At 70.6% G+C, this 17,908-nt stretch carries 21 protein-coding genes and 7 tRNA genes; 17 read left to right on the top strand and 11 right to left on the bottom strand.

The genetic code is table 11. The annotated features are described in order from the left end of the window. Positions 1-6: 6 nt before the first annotated feature. Complete coding sequence (locus ACWFR4_RS10330; RefSeq protein WP_453651893.1) at positions 7-1,272, bottom strand: serine/threonine-protein kinase; 1,266 nt, start codon at positions 1,270-1,272, stop codon at positions 7-9. 196 nt (positions 1,273-1,468) lie between these two features. Between ACWFR4_RS10330 and ACWFR4_RS10325 the strand changes: the two genes are divergently transcribed. From ACWFR4_RS10325 to ACWFR4_RS10310, 4 genes are all read left to right on the top strand, one after another. Then, on the top strand, positions 1,469-1,744 hold the full coding sequence (locus ACWFR4_RS10325) for a hypothetical protein (protein ID WP_453469594.1): 276 nt from the start codon (positions 1,469-1,471) through the stop codon (positions 1,742-1,744). Between the two features lie 209 nt (positions 1,745-1,953). Continuing rightward, positions 1,954-2,160 carry a hypothetical protein gene (locus tag ACWFR4_RS10320; protein WP_453469595.1) on the top strand — a complete coding sequence of 69 codons (207 nt, stop codon included), beginning with the start codon at positions 1,954-1,956 and terminating at the stop codon, positions 2,158-2,160. Positions 2,161-2,359: 199 nt separating this feature from the next. After that, positions 2,360-3,310, top strand: a complete 951-nt coding sequence (locus tag ACWFR4_RS10315; RefSeq protein ID WP_453468644.1) for a phosphotransferase family protein — start codon at positions 2,360-2,362, stop codon at positions 3,308-3,310. A gap of 69 nt (positions 3,311-3,379) precedes the next feature. Then, positions 3,380-3,664 carry a TFIIB-type zinc ribbon-containing protein gene (locus tag ACWFR4_RS10310; protein WP_453468645.1) on the top strand — a complete coding sequence of 95 codons (285 nt, stop codon included), beginning with the start codon at positions 3,380-3,382 and terminating at the stop codon, positions 3,662-3,664. Positions 3,665-3,718: 54 nt separating this feature from the next. Here the strand turns inward: ACWFR4_RS10310 and ACWFR4_RS10305 are convergent. From ACWFR4_RS10305 to ACWFR4_RS10285, 5 genes are all read right to left on the bottom strand, one after another. Next, positions 3,719-3,790: transfer RNA gene (locus ACWFR4_RS10305), tRNA-Val, on the bottom strand. Positions 3,791-3,832: 42 nt separating this feature from the next. Beyond that, positions 3,833-3,904 (bottom strand) — tRNA-Val (locus ACWFR4_RS10300). Positions 3,905-3,947: 43 nt separating this feature from the next. After that, positions 3,948-4,019 (bottom strand) — tRNA-Val (locus ACWFR4_RS10295). Between the two features lies 1 nt (position 4,020). After that, positions 4,021-4,094: transfer RNA gene (locus ACWFR4_RS10290), tRNA-Cys, on the bottom strand. A gap of 37 nt (positions 4,095-4,131) precedes the next feature. Then, positions 4,132-4,204: transfer RNA gene (locus ACWFR4_RS10285), tRNA-Gly, on the bottom strand. A 145-nt stretch (positions 4,205-4,349) separates the two neighbouring features. Here ACWFR4_RS10285 and ACWFR4_RS10280 point away from each other — a divergent pair. The 3 genes from ACWFR4_RS10280 to ACWFR4_RS10270 are packed head-to-tail and all read left to right on the top strand — an operon-like array spanning position 4,350 to position 7,106. After that, a complete protein-coding gene (locus ACWFR4_RS10280) occupies positions 4,350-5,405 on the top strand; it encodes a chorismate-binding protein (protein WP_453651891.1) in 1,056 nt (351 codons plus the stop codon). Continuing rightward, a complete protein-coding gene (locus tag ACWFR4_RS10275) occupies positions 5,402-6,223 on the top strand; it encodes an aminotransferase class IV (RefSeq protein ID WP_453651889.1) in 822 nt (273 codons plus the stop codon). Before ACWFR4_RS10280 ends, ACWFR4_RS10275 begins: the two co-directional genes overlap by 4 nt. A gap of 58 nt (positions 6,224-6,281) precedes the next feature. Then, positions 6,282-7,106, top strand: a complete 825-nt coding sequence (locus ACWFR4_RS10270) for a GNAT family N-acetyltransferase (protein WP_453468648.1) — start codon at positions 6,282-6,284, stop codon at positions 7,104-7,106. A 19-nt stretch (positions 7,107-7,125) separates the two neighbouring features. On the opposite strand, the gene ACWFR4_RS10265 is transcribed toward ACWFR4_RS10270, so the two are convergent. Further along, the gene (locus ACWFR4_RS10265; RefSeq protein ID WP_453468649.1) at positions 7,126-7,647 is read right to left on the bottom strand and encodes a DsbA family protein; all 522 of its coding nucleotides are present in this window, start codon (positions 7,645-7,647) and stop codon (positions 7,126-7,128) included. Between the two features lie 229 nt (positions 7,648-7,876). Between ACWFR4_RS10265 and ACWFR4_RS10260 the strand changes: the two genes are divergently transcribed. Together ACWFR4_RS10260 and ACWFR4_RS10255 are read left to right on the top strand one after the other, a co-directional pair. After that, positions 7,877-8,314, top strand: a complete 438-nt coding sequence (locus tag ACWFR4_RS10260; RefSeq protein ID WP_453468650.1) for a hypothetical protein — start codon at positions 7,877-7,879, stop codon at positions 8,312-8,314. A 168-nt stretch (positions 8,315-8,482) separates the two neighbouring features. Further along, positions 8,483-8,662: a hypothetical protein gene (locus ACWFR4_RS10255; RefSeq protein ID WP_453468651.1), complete on the top strand. Its 180-nt coding sequence runs from the start codon at positions 8,483-8,485 to the stop codon at positions 8,660-8,662. Positions 8,663-8,675: 13 nt separating this feature from the next. Here ACWFR4_RS10255 and ACWFR4_RS10250 read toward each other — a convergent pair whose 3' ends face one another. Continuing rightward, positions 8,676-9,236 carry a CGNR zinc finger domain-containing protein gene (locus tag ACWFR4_RS10250; RefSeq protein ID WP_453651887.1) on the bottom strand — a complete coding sequence of 187 codons (561 nt, stop codon included), beginning with the start codon at positions 9,234-9,236 and terminating at the stop codon, positions 8,676-8,678. Positions 9,237-9,490: 254 nt separating this feature from the next. Beyond that, complete coding sequence (locus ACWFR4_RS10245) at positions 9,491-9,904, bottom strand: SsgA family sporulation/cell division regulator (protein WP_003959770.1); 414 nt, start codon at positions 9,902-9,904, stop codon at positions 9,491-9,493. A gap of 190 nt (positions 9,905-10,094) precedes the next feature. Between ACWFR4_RS10245 and ACWFR4_RS10240 the strand changes: the two genes are divergently transcribed. The 4 genes from ACWFR4_RS10240 to ACWFR4_RS10225 all read left to right on the top strand — a co-directional run bounded on the left by ACWFR4_RS10240 (position 10,095) and on the right by ACWFR4_RS10225 (position 11,597). Then, a complete protein-coding gene (locus ACWFR4_RS10240; RefSeq protein WP_453469834.1) occupies positions 10,095-10,541 on the top strand; it encodes a TIGR02611 family protein in 447 nt (148 codons plus the stop codon). Between the two features lie 85 nt (positions 10,542-10,626). Next, positions 10,627-10,698 (top strand) — tRNA-Val (locus ACWFR4_RS10235). A 327-nt stretch (positions 10,699-11,025) separates the two neighbouring features. Beyond that, complete coding sequence (locus ACWFR4_RS10230; RefSeq protein ID WP_453466977.1) at positions 11,026-11,472, top strand: SRPBCC family protein; 447 nt, start codon at positions 11,026-11,028, stop codon at positions 11,470-11,472. A gap of 53 nt (positions 11,473-11,525) precedes the next feature. After that, positions 11,526-11,597, top strand: a tRNA-Val gene (locus tag ACWFR4_RS10225). 75 nt (positions 11,598-11,672) lie between these two features. Here ACWFR4_RS10225 and ACWFR4_RS10220 read toward each other — a convergent pair. After that, entirely contained in the window at positions 11,673-12,398 is a 726-nt protein-coding gene (locus ACWFR4_RS10220; RefSeq protein WP_453466979.1) for an exonuclease domain-containing protein, read from the bottom strand. Positions 12,399-12,567: 169 nt separating this feature from the next. On the opposite strand from ACWFR4_RS10220, the gene ACWFR4_RS10215 reads away from it, so the two are divergent. From ACWFR4_RS10215 to thrS, 3 genes are all read left to right on the top strand, one after another. Continuing rightward, positions 12,568-13,134 (top strand): DUF4365 domain-containing protein, encoded by a 567-nt coding sequence (locus tag ACWFR4_RS10215; protein ID WP_376257391.1) that lies wholly within the window; start codon positions 12,568-12,570, stop codon positions 13,132-13,134. Between the two features lie 40 nt (positions 13,135-13,174). After that, the gene (locus ACWFR4_RS10210; protein WP_453466983.1) at positions 13,175-14,392 is read left to right on the top strand and encodes a hypothetical protein; all 1,218 of its coding nucleotides are present in this window, start codon (positions 13,175-13,177) and stop codon (positions 14,390-14,392) included. 163 nt (positions 14,393-14,555) lie between these two features. Then, positions 14,556-16,532, top strand: coding sequence for a threonine--tRNA ligase (gene thrS / locus ACWFR4_RS10205; protein ID WP_453466984.1), 1,977 nt, complete (start codon positions 14,556-14,558; stop codon positions 16,530-16,532). A gap of 31 nt (positions 16,533-16,563) precedes the next feature. Here the strand turns inward: thrS and ACWFR4_RS10200 are convergent, their stop codons facing one another. Further along, positions 16,564-17,232 carry a potassium channel family protein gene (locus tag ACWFR4_RS10200; protein WP_453466986.1) on the bottom strand — a complete coding sequence of 223 codons (669 nt, stop codon included), beginning with the start codon at positions 17,230-17,232 and terminating at the stop codon, positions 16,564-16,566. A 66-nt stretch (positions 17,233-17,298) separates the two neighbouring features. On the opposite strand from ACWFR4_RS10200, the gene ACWFR4_RS10195 reads away from it, so the two are divergent. Continuing rightward, positions 17,299-17,865 (top strand): HIT family protein, encoded by a 567-nt coding sequence (locus tag ACWFR4_RS10195; RefSeq protein ID WP_116503347.1) that lies wholly within the window; start codon positions 17,299-17,301, stop codon positions 17,863-17,865. The last annotated feature ends 43 nt before the right edge of the window (positions 17,866-17,908 follow it).

Genomic DNA, 17,908 nt, shown 5'->3' with positions numbered 1-17,908 from the left:
CGGACCTCAGAGGTAGGGGCGGGGCAACGTCTCCTGCGCGTGCACGCCGTCGCGCGGCTCACCGAGCCCGCGCGACGGCCCCTGGCAGCCCTGCGCCGCCGCGATCCCGAGCGCCACGAGCAGCGTCACCACCACGAACACGAAGAGCCGCTGGCGCAGCAGCCGCGGATTGGCGGGCCGACGCTTCCCGGTCCCCGTCGTACGTGGCCCCTGCCGCCCGCCGTTGCTGCGGGGCGCGGGGCGCGAGCCCGAACGCGTCGTGTTGCGGGGCGCGCCCGGCCGTGTGCTGCCGCCGGTCCGTGAGGAACCGTTGCTCGGCCGCGGCGGGGGAGTGCCCTGCGGAGCGCGGCGCTGCGTGCGCTGCTCCGCGTACTGCTCGGCGAGCCGGCCCGTGGGCCGGTCGGTGTCCCCGCGCGGGGCGGGCGGCCTGGCGTCGCCGAGGCCCTGCGCCTCGCGGGCCGCGATCTCCTTGAGCCGCAGCGACAGTTGGAGCGTGCTGGGCCGCTCCTCGGGGTCCTTGGCGAGGCAGGCCCGGATCAGCGGGGACAGGGCGTCCGGTACGCCGTGCAGCTGGGCCTCCTCGTGCACGACCCGGTACAGCATCACTTCGGAACTGCCGTGCCCGAAGGGCGAGTCGGCCATCGCCGCGTACGCGAGGGTGGCGCCGAGCGCGAAGACGTCCGTGGCGGGCGTGACGGCGGCGCCCCGCACCTGCTCAGGGGCGAGGAACCCGGGGGAGCCGACGGCCGTACCGACGTGGGTGAGCGTGGAGGCGCCGGTCGCCCAGGCGATGCCGAAGTCGATGATGCGCGGGCCCTTGGGCGACAGCAGGATGTTCGACGGCTTGAGGTCGCGGTGCACGACGCCCGCCTCGTGCACGGCGACGAGCCCCTCGGACAGCGCCGCACCGACCGCGGCCACGTCGGAGGCGGCCAGCGGACCCTCTTCGGCGACCTTGTCGTGCAGCGAGGGCCCGGGGACGTACTGGGTGGCGAACCACGGCTTGTCGGTGTCGAGATCGGCCGCGACCAGGCGGGCCGTGCAGCCGCCCCTGATCCTGCGGGCCGCGGAGACCTCGCGCGCGAAGCGCGACCTGAACTCCTGGTCCTCCGCGAGATCGGGCCGGATCACCTTCAGCGCGACCCGCTGGCCACGGCGGTCGGAGCCCAGATAGACGACGCCCATCCCGCCCGCGCCGAGCCGCCGGTGAATCCTGAACGAGCCGACGACACGCGGGTCCTCGCGCCTCAGGCGCATCATCGCCATGTCCATCCCCGCTGCCCGGTCCGTTTGACGAGCGACAGCTTACGTTTCCACGGCCGGGTGCGCGCATAGGCCGCGCCCTCGCGATCCGATCGATTGTCAGTGCCCGGTGGGAAACTTGAGAGGTGGTCAGGGAAAGCGTGAGCGGTGCGGCCCGCGCCTGCCATGATCGCCAACCATCCGTCGTAGAAGGGGGATTGGGCCTGTGAAGGGTGACCGAGTGGAGATAGTCGTGGACGCGGGGGACACGACGCGCACGTACGAGGTGGTGGCGAGCCGGGCGGGCCGCCGGGTCGAGACAGCGGTCCGCAGGGGCGTGGTGGAAGTGAGCGAAGTCACCCGCTCCGGCACTGTCGTCCGTACGGCACGTTTCATGGCGACCCGGGTACTCGCCCTGGTCGAGCAGCCGGTACCCAGGGAGGAGCCCTCGGAAGCGGCGGCCCGCGCCGCGCGTCCCCTCCGGGAAGACCCCGAGGCCTAGCCCGAGACCTAGGTCTCCTTCTCCACCCAGGGGAGTAGGCGAGGGAGCGGCGGTCATCCTCCGGGAGGCCCGGCAATCGGTACGAGGGCATGACGACCGTGGCTCCTGACACGCCTAGATTTGAGGTCAAGCGGCGGGTGCAAGCACTCGTCCCCCGAGGTCAGGTACCCGCCGCTGCCAAACCGAAGATCTTGACCGGGAGAGGAACCATGGCGTACACGGCACCGCGGACTATGGTCCGCACGCAGGGACGCAGGGCATTCGCCGCGTTCGGCGGCCGTCGTTCCGAGCGCCGTCACCCCTTGGTGGCGACGGCCATGGTTCTTCCCCTGGCGGCCCTGCTCGTAGTCGTCTTCGGCGGCTGGGACGCAGTGGTCACACAAGCGTCGTCCGTGGGCGTGATGCTGGGGCGCTGAGCGGCGCCCCAGGCCCGGAAGAGCGGTCCGGGCGGGGACATCCGGCCATGAAACCCCGTGGGGACGGGGGTGCGGCGGACGGCACATGATGGCCGCGCAGCTGGGGAGCTGCGCGGCCATTGTTCTGCCCGCGCACCCGTAAGCCCCATTGTCGGTTTCTGCGTACGCTCGTAACGACACCATCCGGGGGGAAACACCGATGACCGCACCCTTCCTGCTGCCCGCACTCACCGCCACGGCACGCGGCACGGCGCACCGCAGCAGCCAGGGGCCCTGCGCCTGCCCGGCCACAGAAGCCGTACTCGCCGACCGGGCGGACGGCACGGTCGTGCGTCACGGAGACATCGTCGCCAAGGCCCACGCCCCGGGCACGGATCCCGCCGAGCTCAACGCCCGCCTCGCCGCGGCGGCGGCACTCCCCGACATCCTGCTGCCGCCCCTCACACCGGTCGCGGCGGATCTGCACGACCGGCTCGTCACGTTCTGGCCGCACGGCAGCCCCGTGGACCCCGACGCCCCCGAACGCGCGCCGTGGGAGGACGCGGCCACGCTCCTGGCCCGCCTCCACGCGGCGCCCACGGCGGAACTCCCGGGCCCGCTACCGCCGATGCGCGGCCCGGCCAAGGCGGCCCTCGCCGTCGCGCGGCTCCTGGCCGCCGGCCCTCACCCGGCGTCCGCCCCGATCCTGCGCGCCTGGTCGGGCCTGCCGCCCTGGGCCCGCGCCGAGACCCCCGCCCGGCACGCGTCCGCCCTGTGCCACGGCGACCTGCACCTCGGCCAGCTCGTCCGCCGCCCCGCCGGCACCGGCCCCTGGCTCCTGATCGACGTCGACGACCTCGGCACCGGAGACCCGGCCTGGGACCTCGCCCGCCCCGCCGCGTGGTTCGCGTGCGGCCTGCTTCCGGCACAGGAGTGGACGAGGTTCCTCACCGCGTACCAGGAGGCGGGCGGCGCTGCGTCGCTCCAGGGTGACCCGTGGCCCGTTCTCGACGCCCCGGCCCGCGCCCTCACCGTCCAGACCGCGGCGCTCGCCGTGGCCAAGGCCGTCGCGGCCGGTCGGGCGCTCGACGAGGCAGAGGAGGCATTGGTCGACGCCTGTGACCGAATGGCAGTGGTACCGGCCGAGTTGGCACACGGCGTGGCGAAGTAGGGTGCAACGGACCGGTGCCGGGAAGTGTTCCGGCGAAGAAGTGCCGAACGGCGAGGAGTTGAGCCGACCATGCAGTGCCCCAAGTGTCATGCACCGATGCACACGTACAACCGCAATGGCGTCCAGATCGAGCAGTGCAGCGGCTGCCGGGGGATATTCCTCGACTACGGCGAGCTGGAGTCCCTGACGCGCCTCGAGTCCCAGTGGCAGCAGCAGGTGCCGCCGGTGCCTCCGGCCCCGCAGGCTTACCCGTCGGCCCCCGCCCCGGCCTGGGGTGCCCCGCACCACGGCGGTCACCACGGTCACCACGGTCACCACAAGGGCGGCTTCGGCCGGATGCTCTTCTCCTCCTGAGCCGCCCCGCACATGAAGAAGCCCCCGGCCGAAAGGCTGGGGGCTTCTTGAGTGTGCGCGATACTGGGATTGAACCAGTGACCTCTTCCGTGTCAGGGAAGCGCTCTCCCGCTGAGCTAATCGCGCGGGACGGACCAGACTGTATCAGGACCCGTAAGTGGTACTGCGTGCGCGATACTGGGATTGAACCAGTGACCTCTTCCGTGTCAGGGAAGCGCTCTCCCGCTGAGCTAATCGCGCGGGGTTTCGGACCCTCGGGAAGATGACCTTCGCGATGATCCAGTGGACGATACTGGGATTGAACCAGTGACCTCTTCCGTGTCAGGGAAGCGCTCTCCCGCTGAGCTAATCGTCCTTGGAGGTGGAGACGGGATTTGAACCCGTGTAGACGGCTTTGCAGGCCGTTGCCTCGCCTCTCGGCCACTCCACCAGGAGTGTGGGGGTTCGGGAAGATCCCCCACTTCCTGAGCGGACGACCAGGTTCGAACTGGCGACCTCAACCTTGGCAAGGTTGCGCTCTACCAACTGAGCTACGTCCGCTTGTCGTTTCCGTTTCGCTTGCGCGTCCCGGCGACGTGTTGAACTCTAGCGGATTCCTGGGCCAGTACAAAAACGCGTTTGCGCAGCGTGCTGCGGTGCGACCACCCCAGGTCACGCGGGGGACACCCGCCATAGACTCGAAGACGTGCGCGACCTCCCTCACGACCTGCCCCCTCTGGCCCGCTTCGGCGGTCTCGTAGCGACCGAGTTGCGCGACGTGACCAGCGATCCCGAGGCCCTGGACTCCGCCGGCTTCTGGGCCGTGTCCGCGGACTTCGAGGGCCGTCTTGTGTGTGCCCGCTTCGACTTCGTACGGGAGGAGCCCGTGCCCGCCCCGGTCCCCGGGGCCTGGCAGGGGCCCGCGGCCGGTGACTGGACGTCGTCCCTCGACCGGGCCGCGTACACCGAGGGTGTCCGCACGATCCGCACCCGCATCGCGGCCGGCGACGTCTACCAGGCCAACCTCTGCCGCGTCCTGTCCGCGCCTCTGCCCCCGCGAGCGGACGTGGACGCCCTCACAGCGCTCCTCGCGCGCGGCAACCCGGCTCCCTACGCGGGGACCATCCGCCTTCCCGAGCACGGGGTGGAGATAGCCACCGCGTCCCCCGAGCTCTTCCTGAGCCGCACCGGGCGGACCGTCGAGTCCGGGCCGATCAAGGGCACGGGCCGCACCGAGGCGGACCTCCTGGAGAAGGACTACGCGGAGAACGTGATGATCGTGGACCTGGTCCGCAACGATCTCGGACGCGTCTGCGCGACCGGTTCCGTGACCGTCCCGGAGCTGTGCGTCGTCGAGAAGCACCCGGGCCTCGTCCACCTTGTCTCCACCGTCCGCGGTGAACTACGCGACGGCGCGGGCTGGCGTGACCTGCTCGACGCCGCGTTCCCGCCCGGCTCGGTCACCGGAGCGCCCAAGTCCAGCGCCCTGCGCGTCATCGAGGCCCTGGAGACGGCGCCCCGCGGTCCGTACTGCGGCGGCATCGGCTGGGTCGACGCCGACCGGGGCACCGGCGAGCTGGCCGTCGGCATCCGCACGTTCTGGGCCGACCGGGCCGAGGGCGTCCTGCGGTTCGGCACCGGCGCCGGAATCACGTGGGGATCCGACCCCGAAGGTGAGTGGCGGGAGACAGAACTGAAGGCTTCTCGGCTGCTAGCGGTAGCGTCGGGTACGTACCAGGAAAGTGGAGGGATCCCTACGTGAAGATCTGGCTCGACGGCATACTGCAGGACCCCGAGGCCGCCCGTGTCTCGGTGTTCGACCACGGCCTGACCGTGGGCGACGGCATTTTCGAGACCGTGAAGTCGGTCGACGGGAAGCCGTTCGCGCTGACCCGCCACCTGGACCGGCTCGCCCGCTCCGCGCGCGGTCTCGGTCTGCCCGAGCCCGACCTCGACGAGGTGCGCCGGGCCTGCGACGCCGTCCTCGAGGCCAACCCGATGCCGCTCGGCCGGCTGCGGATCACGTACACCGGAGGGCTCTCCCCGCTGGGGTCCGACCGCGGTGACCACGGGCCGACGCTGGTGGTCGCCCTCGGTGAGGCCGCCCGGCGCCCCGACTCCACCGCCACGGTCACGGTCCCGTGGACGCGCAACGAACGCGGCGCGCTCACCGGCCTGAAGACCACCTCGTACGCGGAGAACGTCGTCGCGCTCGCCCGCGCGCGCGAACAGGGCGCTTCCGAGGCTCTGTTCGCCAACACGGTGGGTCAGCTCTGCGAGGGCACGGGGTCGAACGTCTTCGTCGTCCTCGACGGCGAGATCCACACCCCGCCGGTCGCCTCCGGCTGCCTGGCGGGCATCACCCGCGCGCTGGCCGTCGAGTGGACCGGCGCCAAGGAGACCGATCTGCCGTTGGACGTCCTGGAGCGCGCCGACGAGATCTTCCTGACATCCACACTGCGCGACGTGCAGGGCGTGCACCGGGTCGACGGACGCGAGCTTCCCGGCGCGCCCGGTCCCGTCACCGCCAAGGCGATGCGCGTCTTCGACGAGCGCGCGGCGGATGACCTCGACCCGTAGAGCGGACGACTCCTAATCCGGGTGACGTGGTGGTCACAGGGCGGGTAGAACACCCCTGATGACCACCACTCTGCGGCCGACCGAGCCGCTTCAGCGCGATGCCGACGGGACGCGGTCACGCCACTACCAGGTGTGCGTGAACAGCCGTCCCGTCGGGCAGCTGCGTCTGGGCACCCACCCCGTCTACGGCGAGGGGGTGGCCCGGATCCGTGATCTGCGGATCGACGAGGAGGACCGCGGGCGGGGCCGCGGCACCGTCGCCGCGCTCGCCGCCGAGGAGGTGGCGCGCGGCTGGGGTTGCGGCCGGATCGAGGTCTCGATCCCCGCGCCGGCCGAGCGTGCCCTCGCCCTGGCCACCGCCCTCGGCTACGTCGAGCGCAACCGGAACATGGAGAAGGAGCTGCCCGTCGAGCCCCCCACGCTCCCGGCGGGCAGCGCGGGACGGCGCATGACCGGCCCCGAGTTCACCGCGTGGGAGACGCACACGCAGGCCGGTTACGTGCGCACCCTGGTCGAGCGGGGCGTCCCGGAGGCCCAGGCACGCGCCAAGGCCGAGGCCGATCACGCGGCGACGCTCGCGGAAGGGCTCGCCACACGGGACGCGGTCCTGAGCGTGCTCGAAGCGGAGGGCGCGGTCGTGGGCACGCTGTGGGTCGCGCTGCGCGGAGAGAGCGCCTACGTCTACGACGTCGAGGTCGCGGCCGAGCACCGCGGGCACGGCCACGGGCGGTCGCTGATGCTCCTCGCGGAGGCCGAGTCGCACGCCGCGGGCGTCGCCCGCCTGGGGCTCAACGTCTTTGCGGGCAACACCCCGGCCGTCCGCCTGTACGAGTCGCTCGGATACCGGGCGACCGAGTTCCACCTGTACAAGCCGCTGCTCTGAGCGGCCCGCGGGCTCCTGACTACGCGCCGAGCAGCCGGTCGGCGATCTCCTCGACGCGCTCGCGCAGGCCTTCCTGGCTCTTGCCGCCGTCGAGCCGCTCACCGTCGATGACGTACGTGGGTGTGCCCGTGACGCCGATCGCCTTGCCCTCGGCCTGGTCCGCGTCGACGATCAGGATGTGCCGGCCGTCGATGAGCGCGGTGTCGAACTCCTCGGCGTCCAGGCCGAGTTCACGTGCGACCTCGACGAGGAACGGCTCGCCCTTGCGGTCGACCTCCTCGACCCGGCCGAGCACCGCCTCCACGTACGGCCAGCCCTGCCCCTGCTCGAAGGCCTCCTCCGCGGCCTGCGCGCCGGCGAAGGCGTGCTTGTGCTTCTCCAGCGGGAAGTGCCGCAGACGCAGGTCGATGCGGTCGCCGTAGCGGGCCCGCAGCGCGCGCACGTCGTCGAGAGCGGTGCGGCAGTCGGGGCACTGGAGCTCGCACCAGACGTCGAGGACGGGGCGGCCCTGAGGGGCGGAGGCGGGAGAGGCGTCGTTCATGGGACCAGTCTTCCAGCCGGGCGCCGGGGACCCCAACCGGTACCTGCGGCAGACCCCTGATCAGACCCCGGCAGGACCCCTGACAAGCCCGGGACCGGCACCTACGGAGGAGGCCGTACCCGGAAATGTCCCTGAGGTCGGGCTGGACCGTGGCTTCCGGACCCCGGGGCGGTGCAGGATGGAGAGGACGGAATGCTCTGTCGCCCGCTGCCTGTGCCAGGAGGACCGGATGATTGCCGAGACCGTCTGTTCCGCCGTTTCCGTGGCCGGGCTGGGCATCGCCGCGGTCACCGCGTACCGGAAGCGTTTCCTCGCGGCCGCGCGCATAGCGGCGTATTCGCTGGTGCCGATCGGTCTGGTGATGACCGGCGCGGTCGGCTGGCTGGCGGACACCGCTTTCAGCCCGACGGCGTGGGCGGGCTTCGTCGTGCTCGGTGGCGCCTGGCTCCTGTTCATGGTGACCCGCGCGCTGGAGCGCCGCAGCGGTGGCACCCGTAAGGAGCGCAAGGCGGCGAAGGCCGCCGCCGAGACCCAGGCCGTGGCACCCGCAGCCTCCGCCCCCTCGCTGGGGCAGACCGCCCGGCCCGCGGCGGCCCGCCCTGTCGCGAAGCCAGGCTCCGAGGACTTCAGCGACATCGAGGCGATTCTGAAGAAGCACGGCATCTGACCCGAGGAATCTCTCAGGCGGTCGGTCGACCCCGGTCGGAAAACGGAAGTCGCCGGACTCTTCCCGGTCGACCTCGTACCACCCACGTCACGGGATCCGGCGAACTCCCGCTTCTTTTGAGCGTGTTGATCGACTGCGGTGCACCGGCTGCGTCATCATCGCCGCGAGATGCTGGACACAACACAGGGCGGTTCCGCCCCGCAGGCCGACGAGCGACACGAGGCCCTCGCGGCCGACGAACGCCGAGGCTGCCTCTTCGCACTGTCACAGCCGCCCTTGATGATCTTTCTGGCGGTGATCGGCTGTCTGCTGCTCCTGGCTTCGCTGCACGATCTGTTCCTGCTGTGAGGCCCCAGGCCGGTCAGCCCGCCGCCTCCTTGCGGCGCGCCCGGTACGCCGCCACGTGCAAGCGGTTTCCACAGGTGCGGCTGTCGCAGTACCTGCGGGACCGGTTACGGGAGAGGTCCACGAAGGCACGCCGGCAGTCCGGGGCCTCGCACCGCAGCAGCCGCTCCTGCTCCCCGGCGACCACGAAGAAGGCGAGCGCCATCCCGCAGTCGGCCGCCAGGTGGTCGGCCACGGACGCGCCGGGCGCGAAGTAGTGCACGTGCCAGTCGTAACCGTCGTGGTCCGTCAGGCGCGGCGTGGTGCCCGCGGCGGCGACCAGTTCGTTGATGAGCGAGGCAGCGGCGTGCGGATCGGGTGCCGCGAACACGGCGGCGAACCGTCCCCTCACGTGCTGCACCCCGTCGAGGTCACGCTCCGTGAGCGCCCCGACGTCACTGATGTCGTTCCTTCGTACGAATTCGCCCAGGGCTGCCACATCGGCCAGCCCGTCGACGGCCTGCTCGTCGTCCGGTGCGGTGTTCACCAGATCGACCACGGTGTCGAGGGCGCACCGGGTGTCGTGGGTGATCAGCACGATTTGCTCCCTGGCCTGGGGGTCGGGCCTGTGCCCGCCGATGCTGGCCGATGTTATAGGTCCGCCCGGCCGTGTGGCGCCTGGCCGCCGGCCCATGGACGCGCCGACGCCGCCGCCGTGGGTTCCCCCACGGCGGCGGCGTCGGTGTATGCCGTATGCAGTTGTTGTGGCTCGGTCCGTCTCCCCGAGTGGACGGCATCGAGCGGCTCTCGCGGTGCGTGACTCCGGCGGTGCGCCGGCGTCGGCTCCAGGCCTTAGCTTTCGGCCAGGATGTGTGAGAGCTCCGTGTCGAGATCGAAGTGGCGGTGTTCCGTGCCGGGTGGCACGGCCGCGTCGGTCCTCTTCAGGAACGACTCCAGCGCCCTCGCAGGGGCTTCGAGCAGGGCCTCGCCCTCAGGGGAACTCAGAGCGATGCAGACGACGCCTTGGCCGTGACTACGGGATGGCCAGACTCGGACGTCGCCGGTGCCGGTGGGCCGGTGTAGGCCCTCGGCGAGCAGATCGCGGGCGAACACCCACTCGACCGTCTCTTCTGCTCCTGTGTGGAAGGTGGCGTGCACGGCGTAGGGATCGGCCGTGTCATACCGCAGTCCTGCGGGTACAGGCAGTGAGGACTCGCTCGACACAACGAGGCGCAGGTGCAGCTCGCAGCTGACCGTGGTGTTCATAAGCGCCAGGGCCTTTCGCTCAGTGTGCGCTCGGGGATTCGCACGTCGGCGAAATCGACATGCCACCTACGGTGCCGTTGTAAACCCCTCTGAGTGTTTTGAGTGCCTTTAGGTAGCTCGGACGGCGGAGTGTTTCTCGGTCCGGAGCGTCCATTCCGGTGACGGGATTCCGTCGGGTAGGTTTGGTTGTATGAATACGGGGAGTGACGAGGCGGCCGAGTCTGAATCCGTGGCCGCGACGACGGGGGACGGGGCGAAGGCCGAGCCGGAGCTCGGCTCGCGGGCGCCGGAGTTCATCAAGGCCCGCAGAGCCCTGCATCTGAGCTGGCAGGTCGGCGTCTTCGTGATCGGGCTCGCGGTGGTGGTGGCGGGCGTGATCATGCTGCCGCTGCCGGGCCCGGGCTGGCTGGTGATCTTCGGCGGCATGGCGATCTGGGCGACCGAGTTCGTCTGGGCGCAGCTCGTGCTTCGCTGGACGAAGCGCAAGGTCACCGAGGCCACGCAGCGCGCGCTCGACCCCGCGGTGCGCCGGCGGAACATCATCCTGACGTCGGTCGGCGTGGTGATCATCGCGGTGCTCGTGGCGATCTACGTGTGGAAGTTCGGCTTCGAGATGCCGTGGAAGATCAAGGAGTGAGCGGGGTGGTCCGCGAGGGTCGCGCCGGGGGTGTCAGGGCTGGCCGGAGCACCTGCTGACATGCGGTAATGTTCTCTCTGCGCCCGGGCGATTAGCTCAGTGGGAGAGCGCTTCGTTCACACCGAAGAGGTCACTGGTTCGAACCCAGTATCGCCCACCCCGGACCGAGTGCCCCGGAGGCTTCAAGCCTCCGGGGCACTCGGCGTTTCCGCGTCCGGCCGTCATGATCGGCAAGCGCTTTCTGGCTGTGGCGCGCTCCTGGTGTCCGGCGACCGGAACAGGAATCCCATAATCCGTACGGATGCCCGGGATATAAACCCCGCGGGGCCCCATCGGTAATTCGACGGGAGGGCGAACCTGACCCCGTTTCAGAGTTCCCGGACTTCGCCAGGAATCCGGAAGTTCTGACGGTGAATCAATGGCCGTCGCCGTCACGCCAATTCACGTTCAGTTGAGTCACCGCGTAACGGGGGAGACTCGCACCATGGACTGGAACCGCTACCGCTTCCGCACGGTCTGGGACCTGCCCGCGGAGCTCGCCGATGTGTTCGCGGCCCTCGAGCGCGCAGAGGACTACCCCCTGTGGTGGCCCCAAGTGCGCGAGGCGACACCCCTCGACGAGCGCCGCGGCACCGCCCGCTTCCGCTCGCTCCTCCCGTACGACCTGTTCGTGACGGCCACCGCCCTGCGCCGCGACACCGAGGCCGGGGTCCTGGAGATCACCATGTCCGGCGACCTGGAGGGCTGGGTGCGGTGGACCGTGCGCGCGCATGAGGGCGGGACGCGTGCGCTGTACGAGCAGGAGGTGGAGGTGCGCAAACCCCTGTTGCGACGGTTCGCCCTCGTCGGCAGGCCGGTGTTCCTCGTCAACCACGCGCTGATGATGCGGGGTGGGCGGCGCGGGCTCGTCGCGCATCTGCGGCGGCGCTGACCGAACCGGTTTGTTGGAAACCCGCCGGGGCCTGTATGGTTCAACCCGTTCCCGGGCGATTAGCTCAGTGGGAGAGCGCTTCGTTCACACCGAAGAGGTCACTGGTTCGAACCCAGTATCGCCCACCCGGAAGAAAGCCGGTCCGTCAGCTGACGGACCGGCTTTTCTGTGCCCCGGGCCCGAGCCCGTACGGGCAACTCTCAGGCGGCCTCCCGCAGTTCCGTGCGCATCGGCCACGCCGGATCCACCGTCTCCGGATTGCCGCTGCGCGCGAACCACGCCTGCAGCCCACGCGCCTGCGCGGCATGCCACACCGCCTGAAGGGTGTGCAGCTCGGCGGGGGACAGACGCTCCAGGCGGGACGCGAACCGGCGCCCCACAGCCCGTACGACATCCAGGGACGCCTGCGCGTCCGCGGCCGCGTCGTGCGCGCCCTCCAGCTCCACCTCGTAGTGCGCGCACAGGTCCGTCAGGGTGCGGCGGCCCTTGCGGTAGCGGTCCAGGTGTTTGTCGAGGACGCGCGGATCGAGGACGCACAGCGACGAGCTCTCCATGTAGCGGCCGAGCGCGGAGGCGCGATGTCGCCGCAACTCCCGGTCCAGGAGCGTCAGATCGAAGGGCGCGTTCATCACCACGAGCGGGCGGCCCGCCGCGGCCTGCTCGCCCAGCAGCCGGGCTATCTCCTCCATGACGGGAGCCGGCCAGCGGCCGTTGCGCTGGAGGTGCTCGTCCGTCAGGCCGTGCACCTCCGTCGCCCCGGCCGGTACCGGTACCCCCGGATTCACGAGCCAGCGTGAGACACGTGGCCGGCTGCCCGGGGCGTCCTGCACCACGATCGCGGCCGACACGATGCGATCGCTCTCCACGTCCACGCCGGTGGTCTCGGTGTCGAAGGCGGCCAGAGGGCCCTCGTACCAGCACGTCATGTCAATGCAACTCCTCGTTCACACCTGGCAGATGGCCCCTCGCTGCTGCCCGTTTCGGTGATACCCGGGCTGTTTGCGTCGTACGCCGACCGGAGACAACACAGATACGGGTCACGGCAGTTCAGCGGCCCGTCCAGGGGATTCACCTGTTTCGGAAGGCCAGTTGGACATGGCGCTCGCGCAGCCCGAACAGGGTGGGCTGCTGCCCGAGCGGATCGCACCGCCGCGCGGCACACTCGCCACCACCGCCTGCATGGAGACACTCCAGGTGGGCTATCTGCACGCAGTAGCGGCAGCCGCGGGCTGTTCGCTCTCTCAGCCGTTCCCTGACAACGGAATCGACTGGCACGTCAGCCACAGCGCCCCCGGGCACACGGTCGACGACGAGGTCACCATCAAGGTGCAGCTCAAGTGCACGTACCAGCTCCCACCGAAGCCGCCGGGGCCGTCCTTCTCCTTCACGCTCGACAACGCACACCTGGAGAAGCTCGCCCGCACACCGGTGTCGGTGCACAAGATCCTGGTCGTGATGATCGTGCCGCGCTCGCAGGACGACTGGCTGCGGGCCGGCCACGACCGGCTCGACCTGCGGCACTGCTGCTACTGGATCAACCTGGCCGGCCACCCCGTGACAGGGAGGCGCCGCACCACCGTGCGCATCCCGACCTCGCGGATCTTCGACGACCGTGCGCTCTGCGAGATCATGACGCGGATCGGGACGGGCGGGAGGCCCTGAAGGACGCGGGAGGCCCTGACGGACAGGGAGGGAGACCCTGATGCAGCACCGCCCGACCGACGAGCGCCTACGCGCCCTGAACACCGCCCGATCCCACCCCGCCGACCTCGAAGGCCCCGGGCCGGAGCAGGTCGACCCGGTCGTGCTCAACGCATTGCTCGACCGGCACGGCTGGGAACGCCGCGGCGGCGCCACCGGGCGCTATGTGCGCTGGACGCTGCCCGGCGCCTCCGGGCGCACCAGCCTGCTCGTGCCGGAGACCCGCGCCTTCCCCGACAGCGATGACCTGCTCGGCGAGGCCCTCGAGGCACTGGAACGCAGTGGATCGCCCTCCGCGCGGGAGGTACTCGTCTCGCTCGCCGTGCCGAGCGACGAGATCCGCTGGTGGCGCGATGTGCCGGCCGGGCCCGCGGGCAGCGCCGCGTGGCCGGTGGAGGAGCAACTGCGCGCCGCCGCCCGGCGGATGCTGCTGGCCGCCGCGCTCGCCGCCCGGGGCAGGGCCGGCTACTACGGGGCCCGCCACCGCAGGCCCGCCGCCGCTTCGCTGGAGACCGTCCTCGTCGGTGACGCTCCCGGCGGCCGCAGGCTCACCGCGTTCGTGCCCGTCGCCGCGGGCCGCGCGCTCGCCGTCCGGCTCCACCAGGCGCTGTACGCGGCCCGTGAGGCCATCGACTACCGGCGGGCCACCGGCGGCATGGACGCCTTCGACGGCGCGGTCGAGGCGGGGGTGAGCCATGAGCTCGTCGAAGCGCTCGTCGCCCTCGTCCGCGGTACGGAGGGAGCCCGGGTCGGCGTCGAGTGGTCACCGGCGGCCGGGGTGCCCGACGAGTGCACGGCCGGGGACGCCCCCGTCGAGTTCTCGCCCGGCGACCTGGCGGTGCTGCGGGAGGCGAGCGCCCGCTATCTGCAGTCCGAGCCGTCCATCGCCGTCCGCATCACCGGGACCGTCGTGCGCATGCGCAGATCGGGGCCGCGCGGAGAAGGCACGGTGCGGCTGCACGTCATGGGGGGCGCCGATGTACCGCACGTCCGGATGACGCTGGACGAGGAGGCGTACCGGACGGCGGGGCACGCGCATCTCGTGGGGCTGCCGATCAGGGTGCACGGGCGGCTGGAGAGCCGGGGCGGCTTCCGGCGGCTGACCGGGGCCGGCGGAGTGGTGCCCGTACAGGTGGAGGAGGCCGAGCGGGACCGGCTGATGAAGTCGCTCCAGGAGAATCTGGACTTCTTCGAGGAGGCGTGCAGCGGGGACGACTGAGCTCACGGGCTCGTGAGCAGAGGGCTCCCGGTGCATGCACGGGGATCGCGGCGCGGGCCGCGTTGATGCCGTTTCGCGAGTCGGGCCCCGGGCTCGGTACGATCCCCTGTGTATTGCGCGCGTGGCCAGATCATCGCGTGCCCCCTTCAGGTAGGAGAGTCCGGTGTCAGACGTCCGTGTGATCATCCAACGCGATTCCGAGCGGGAAGAGCGCGTGGTGACGACGGGCACTACGGCCGCCGAGCTCTTCGCCGGCGAGCGCACCATCGTCGCCGCCCGCGTGGCCGGCGAGCTGAAGGACCTCGCGTACGCCGTGCAGGACGGCGAGGAGGTCGAGCCGGTCGAGATCTCCTCCGAGGACGGCCTCAACATCCTGCGCCACTCCACCGCCCACGTGATGGCGCAGGCCGTGCAGGAGCTGTTCCCCGACGCCAAGCTGGGCATCGGCCCGCCGGTCAAGGACGGCTTCTACTACGACTTCGACGTGGAGAAGCCCTTCACGCCCGAGGATCTCAAGGCCATCGAGAAGAAGATGCAGGAGATCCAGAAGCGCGGGCAGCGCTTCTCGCGCCGTGTCGTCACCGACGAGGACGCCCGCGAGGAGCTGGCCGACGAGCCGTACAAGCTGGAGCTCATCGGCATCAAGGGCTCCGCGTCCACCGACGACGGTGCGAATGTCGAGGTGGGCAGCGGCGAGCTGACCATCTACGACAACCTCGACGCCAAGACCGGTGACCTGTGCTGGAAGGACCTCTGCCGCGGTCCGCACCTGCCCACCACCCGCAACATCCCCGCGTTCAAGCTGATGCGGAACGCGGCGGCGTACTGGCGCGGCAGCGAGAAGAACCCGATGCTCCAGCGCATCTACGGCACCGCCTGGCCGTCGAAGGACGAGCTGAAGGCGCACCTGGAGTTCCTCGCCGAGGCCGAGAAGCGCGACCACCGCAAGCTGGGCAACGAGCTGGACCTGTTCTCCATCCCCGACCAGATCGGTTCCGGTCTGGCCGTCTTCCACCCCAAGGGCGGCATCATCCGCCGGGTCATGGAGGACTACTCGCGCCGCCGGCACGAGGAGGAGGGCTACGAGTTCGTCTACACCCCCCACGCCACGAAGGGGAAGCTCTTCGAGACCTCGGGCCACCTGGACTGGTACGCCGACGGCATGTACCCGCCCATGCAGCTCGACGAGGGCGTGGACTACTACCTCAAGCCCATGAACTGCCCGATGCACAACCTGATCTTCGATGCGCGCGGGCGTTCCTACCGTGAACTGCCGCTGCGGCTCTTCGAGTTCGGCACCGTGTACCGGTACGAGAAGTCGGGCGTCGTGCACGGCCTCACCCGCGCCCGCGGCTTCACGCAGGACGACGCGCACATCTACTGCACCAAGGAGCAGATGGCGGAGGAGCTCGACAAGACGCTCACCTTCGTCCTCGGGCTGCTGCGCGACTACGGCCTGACCGACTTCTACCTGGAGTTGTCCACCAAGGACCCCGAGAAGTTCGTCGGCTCCGACGAGATCTGGGAAGAGGCCACCGAGACGCTGCGCCAGGTCGCCGAGAAGCAGGGCCTCCCGCTGGTCCCGGACCCGGGCGGCGCCGCGTTCTACGGCCCGAAGATCTCCGTCCAGGCGAAGGACGCCATCGGCCGCACCTGGCAGATGTCGACCGTGCAGCTCGACTTCAACCTGCCTGAGCGCTTCCACCTGGAGTACACCGGCCCCGACGGCACCAAGCAGCGCCCGGTCATGATCCACCGCGCGCTGTTCGGCTCCATCGAGCGGTTCTTCGCGGTGCTCCTCGAGCACTACGCGGGTGCCTTCCCGGCCTGGCTCGCGCCGGTGCAGGCGGTCGGCATCCCGATCGGCGACGCGCACATCCCGTACCTCGAGGAGTTCGCGGTCAAGGCGAAGAAGAAGGGGCTGCGCGTCGACGTGGACTCTTCGTCGGACCGTATGCAGAAGAAGATCAGGAACGCGCAGAAGCAGAAGGTGCCGTTCATGATCATCGCGGGCGACGAGGACATGGCGGCCGGCGCCGTCTCCTTCCGCTACCGCGACGGCTCGCAGGAGAACGGCATCCCCGTCGACGAGGCGATCGAGAAGATCGTCAAGGTCGTCGAGGAGCGCGTGCAGGTCTGACGCCCGCCGCTGACAGCAGCGACGTACGACATCAGGAGGCCCCCGGGAAGTCTTCCGGGGGCCTCTCGTCGCTGTCGCGCCTGAACACCTGGAACATCCAGGACGAGAACGAGCCCGTGATCGCTCCGAGCAACGCCAGGCCGTAGGCCATCAGCGCCACCGCCACCAGACGCCCGAGGGGGGTCACCGGGACCACGTCCCCGTATCCGACGGTCGCCAGCGTCGAGCAGGCCCACCACACGGAGTCCCCGAAGGTACGGATCGTGGCGTGCGGCTGCCCGCGCTCGACCTGGTACTCGGCCAACGCCGCCGCGAATCCGAGCAGCGCGGCGGACATCCCGGCGTAGGTCGCCACGCGCGCGTGCAGGCTGAGCCGCGGTTGTTCGTGCCGCCGCCGCACGGCGTCGTAGGTCCGCACGATCTGCAGTGGGCGCAGCAGCGGCAGCACCACGACCACTGCGTCCAGCCAGTGGCGGCGCACGAACGAGAGCCCCTTGCCGCTGTGGCGCCATCGGACGGCGAAGTCCAGCGCGAAGACGGCCCAGGCGGCGGAGGTCACCGCGAGACACGCGTCGCGCACCGCCTCCGGAAGTCCGTGCCCCAGGACTCTGATCGCGTACGACGCGAGGAACAGCAGGGCCGCCAGCGTCAGCGGGGTCTCCATCCGGTGCTCCCACGGCGTGCGCCGTCTCTCGTCCATCGGTCAAGAATCGCGGGCGGGGACCGGGGCCTGCCCCGCCGACACGCTCCGAACGGGCGAAGTCATATGCTGCACCTCATGACGAGTGAGCCGGAGCAGCACACGGGGCCGGTGGGTGAGCCGGACGGGTTCGGGCGCCTTTGGACGCCGCACCGGATGGCCTACATCCAGGGGGAGAACAAGCCGACCGGACCGGGAGCCGACGACGGCTGTCCGTTCTGCGCCGCACCCGGCATGACCGACGAGGAAGCGCTGATCGTGGCGCGCGGCGCGAGCGTCTACGCGATCCTCAACCTCTATCCGTACAACGGCGGCCACTTGATGGTGCTGCCGTACCGGCACGTCGCCGACTACACGGATCTGGACGACGGCGAGACCGCCGAGCTGGCCCTCTTCACCAAGCGCGCGATGGCCGCGCTGCGCACCGCGTCCGGGGCGCACGGCTTCAATATCGGCATGAACCAGGGCGCGGTGGCGGGGGCCGGCATCGCCGCGCACCTGCACCAGCACATCGTTCCGCGCTGGGGCGGCGACACCAACTTCATGCCCGTCGTGGGTCACACCAAGGTGCTGCCGCAGCTGCTCGGCGACACCAGGACCGCGCTGGCCAAGGCCTGGCCGGACGCCGACTGAGCCGATCGTGACCGGCCGGCCCGGGCGCGTACGCCCCAGGCCG

The organism is Streptomyces sp. NPDC055140 (genome assembly GCF_053607285.1).
Note: the sequence above shows the minus strand (reverse complement) of the source record. Positions and strands in the feature narration are given on the sequence as shown.

What these genes read in the sequence shown, in the direction of transcription:
- ACWFR4_RS10270 (WP_453468648.1), top strand. Translation starts at nt 6,282, where the DNA reads ATGACCACCACTCTGCGGCCGACCGAGCCGCTTCAGCGCGATGCCGAC.
- ACWFR4_RS10230 (WP_453466977.1), top strand. Translation starts at nt 11,026, where the DNA reads ATGGACTGGAACCGCTACCGCTTCCGCACGGTCTGGGACCTGCCCGCG.
- ACWFR4_RS10315 (WP_453468644.1), top strand. Translation starts at nt 2,360, where the DNA reads ATGACCGCACCCTTCCTGCTGCCCGCACTCACCGCCACGGCACGCGGC.
- ACWFR4_RS10310 (WP_453468645.1), top strand. Translation starts at nt 3,380, where the DNA reads ATGCAGTGCCCCAAGTGTCATGCACCGATGCACACGTACAACCGCAAT.
- ACWFR4_RS10195 (WP_116503347.1), top strand. Translation starts at nt 17,299, where the DNA reads ATGCTGCACCTCATGACGAGTGAGCCGGAGCAGCACACGGGGCCGGTG.
- ACWFR4_RS10320 (WP_453469595.1), top strand. Translation starts at nt 1,954, where the DNA reads ATGGCGTACACGGCACCGCGGACTATGGTCCGCACGCAGGGACGCAGG.
- ACWFR4_RS10220 (WP_453466979.1), bottom strand. Translation starts at nt 12,398, where the DNA reads ATGACGTGCTGGTACGAGGGCCCTCTGGCCGCCTTCGACACCGAGACC.
- ACWFR4_RS10240 (WP_453469834.1), top strand. Translation starts at nt 10,095, where the DNA reads ATGAATACGGGGAGTGACGAGGCGGCCGAGTCTGAATCCGTGGCCGCG.
- ACWFR4_RS10265 (WP_453468649.1), bottom strand. Translation starts at nt 7,647, where the DNA reads ATGAACGACGCCTCTCCCGCCTCCGCCCCTCAGGGCCGCCCCGTCCTC.
- ACWFR4_RS10330 (WP_453651893.1), bottom strand. Translation starts at nt 1,272, where the DNA reads ATGGACATGGCGATGATGCGCCTGAGGCGCGAGGACCCGCGTGTCGTC.
- ACWFR4_RS10255 (WP_453468651.1), top strand. Translation starts at nt 8,483, where the DNA reads ATGCTGGACACAACACAGGGCGGTTCCGCCCCGCAGGCCGACGAGCGA.
- ACWFR4_RS10210 (WP_453466983.1), top strand. Translation starts at nt 13,175, where the DNA reads ATGCAGCACCGCCCGACCGACGAGCGCCTACGCGCCCTGAACACCGCC.
- ACWFR4_RS10245 (WP_003959770.1), bottom strand. Translation starts at nt 9,904, where the DNA reads ATGAACACCACGGTCAGCTGCGAGCTGCACCTGCGCCTCGTTGTGTCG.
- ACWFR4_RS10260 (WP_453468650.1), top strand. Translation starts at nt 7,877, where the DNA reads ATGATTGCCGAGACCGTCTGTTCCGCCGTTTCCGTGGCCGGGCTGGGC.
- ACWFR4_RS10200 (WP_453466986.1), bottom strand. Translation starts at nt 17,232, where the DNA reads ATGGACGAGAGACGGCGCACGCCGTGGGAGCACCGGATGGAGACCCCG.
- ACWFR4_RS10215 (WP_376257391.1), top strand. Translation starts at nt 12,568, where the DNA reads ATGGCGCTCGCGCAGCCCGAACAGGGTGGGCTGCTGCCCGAGCGGATC.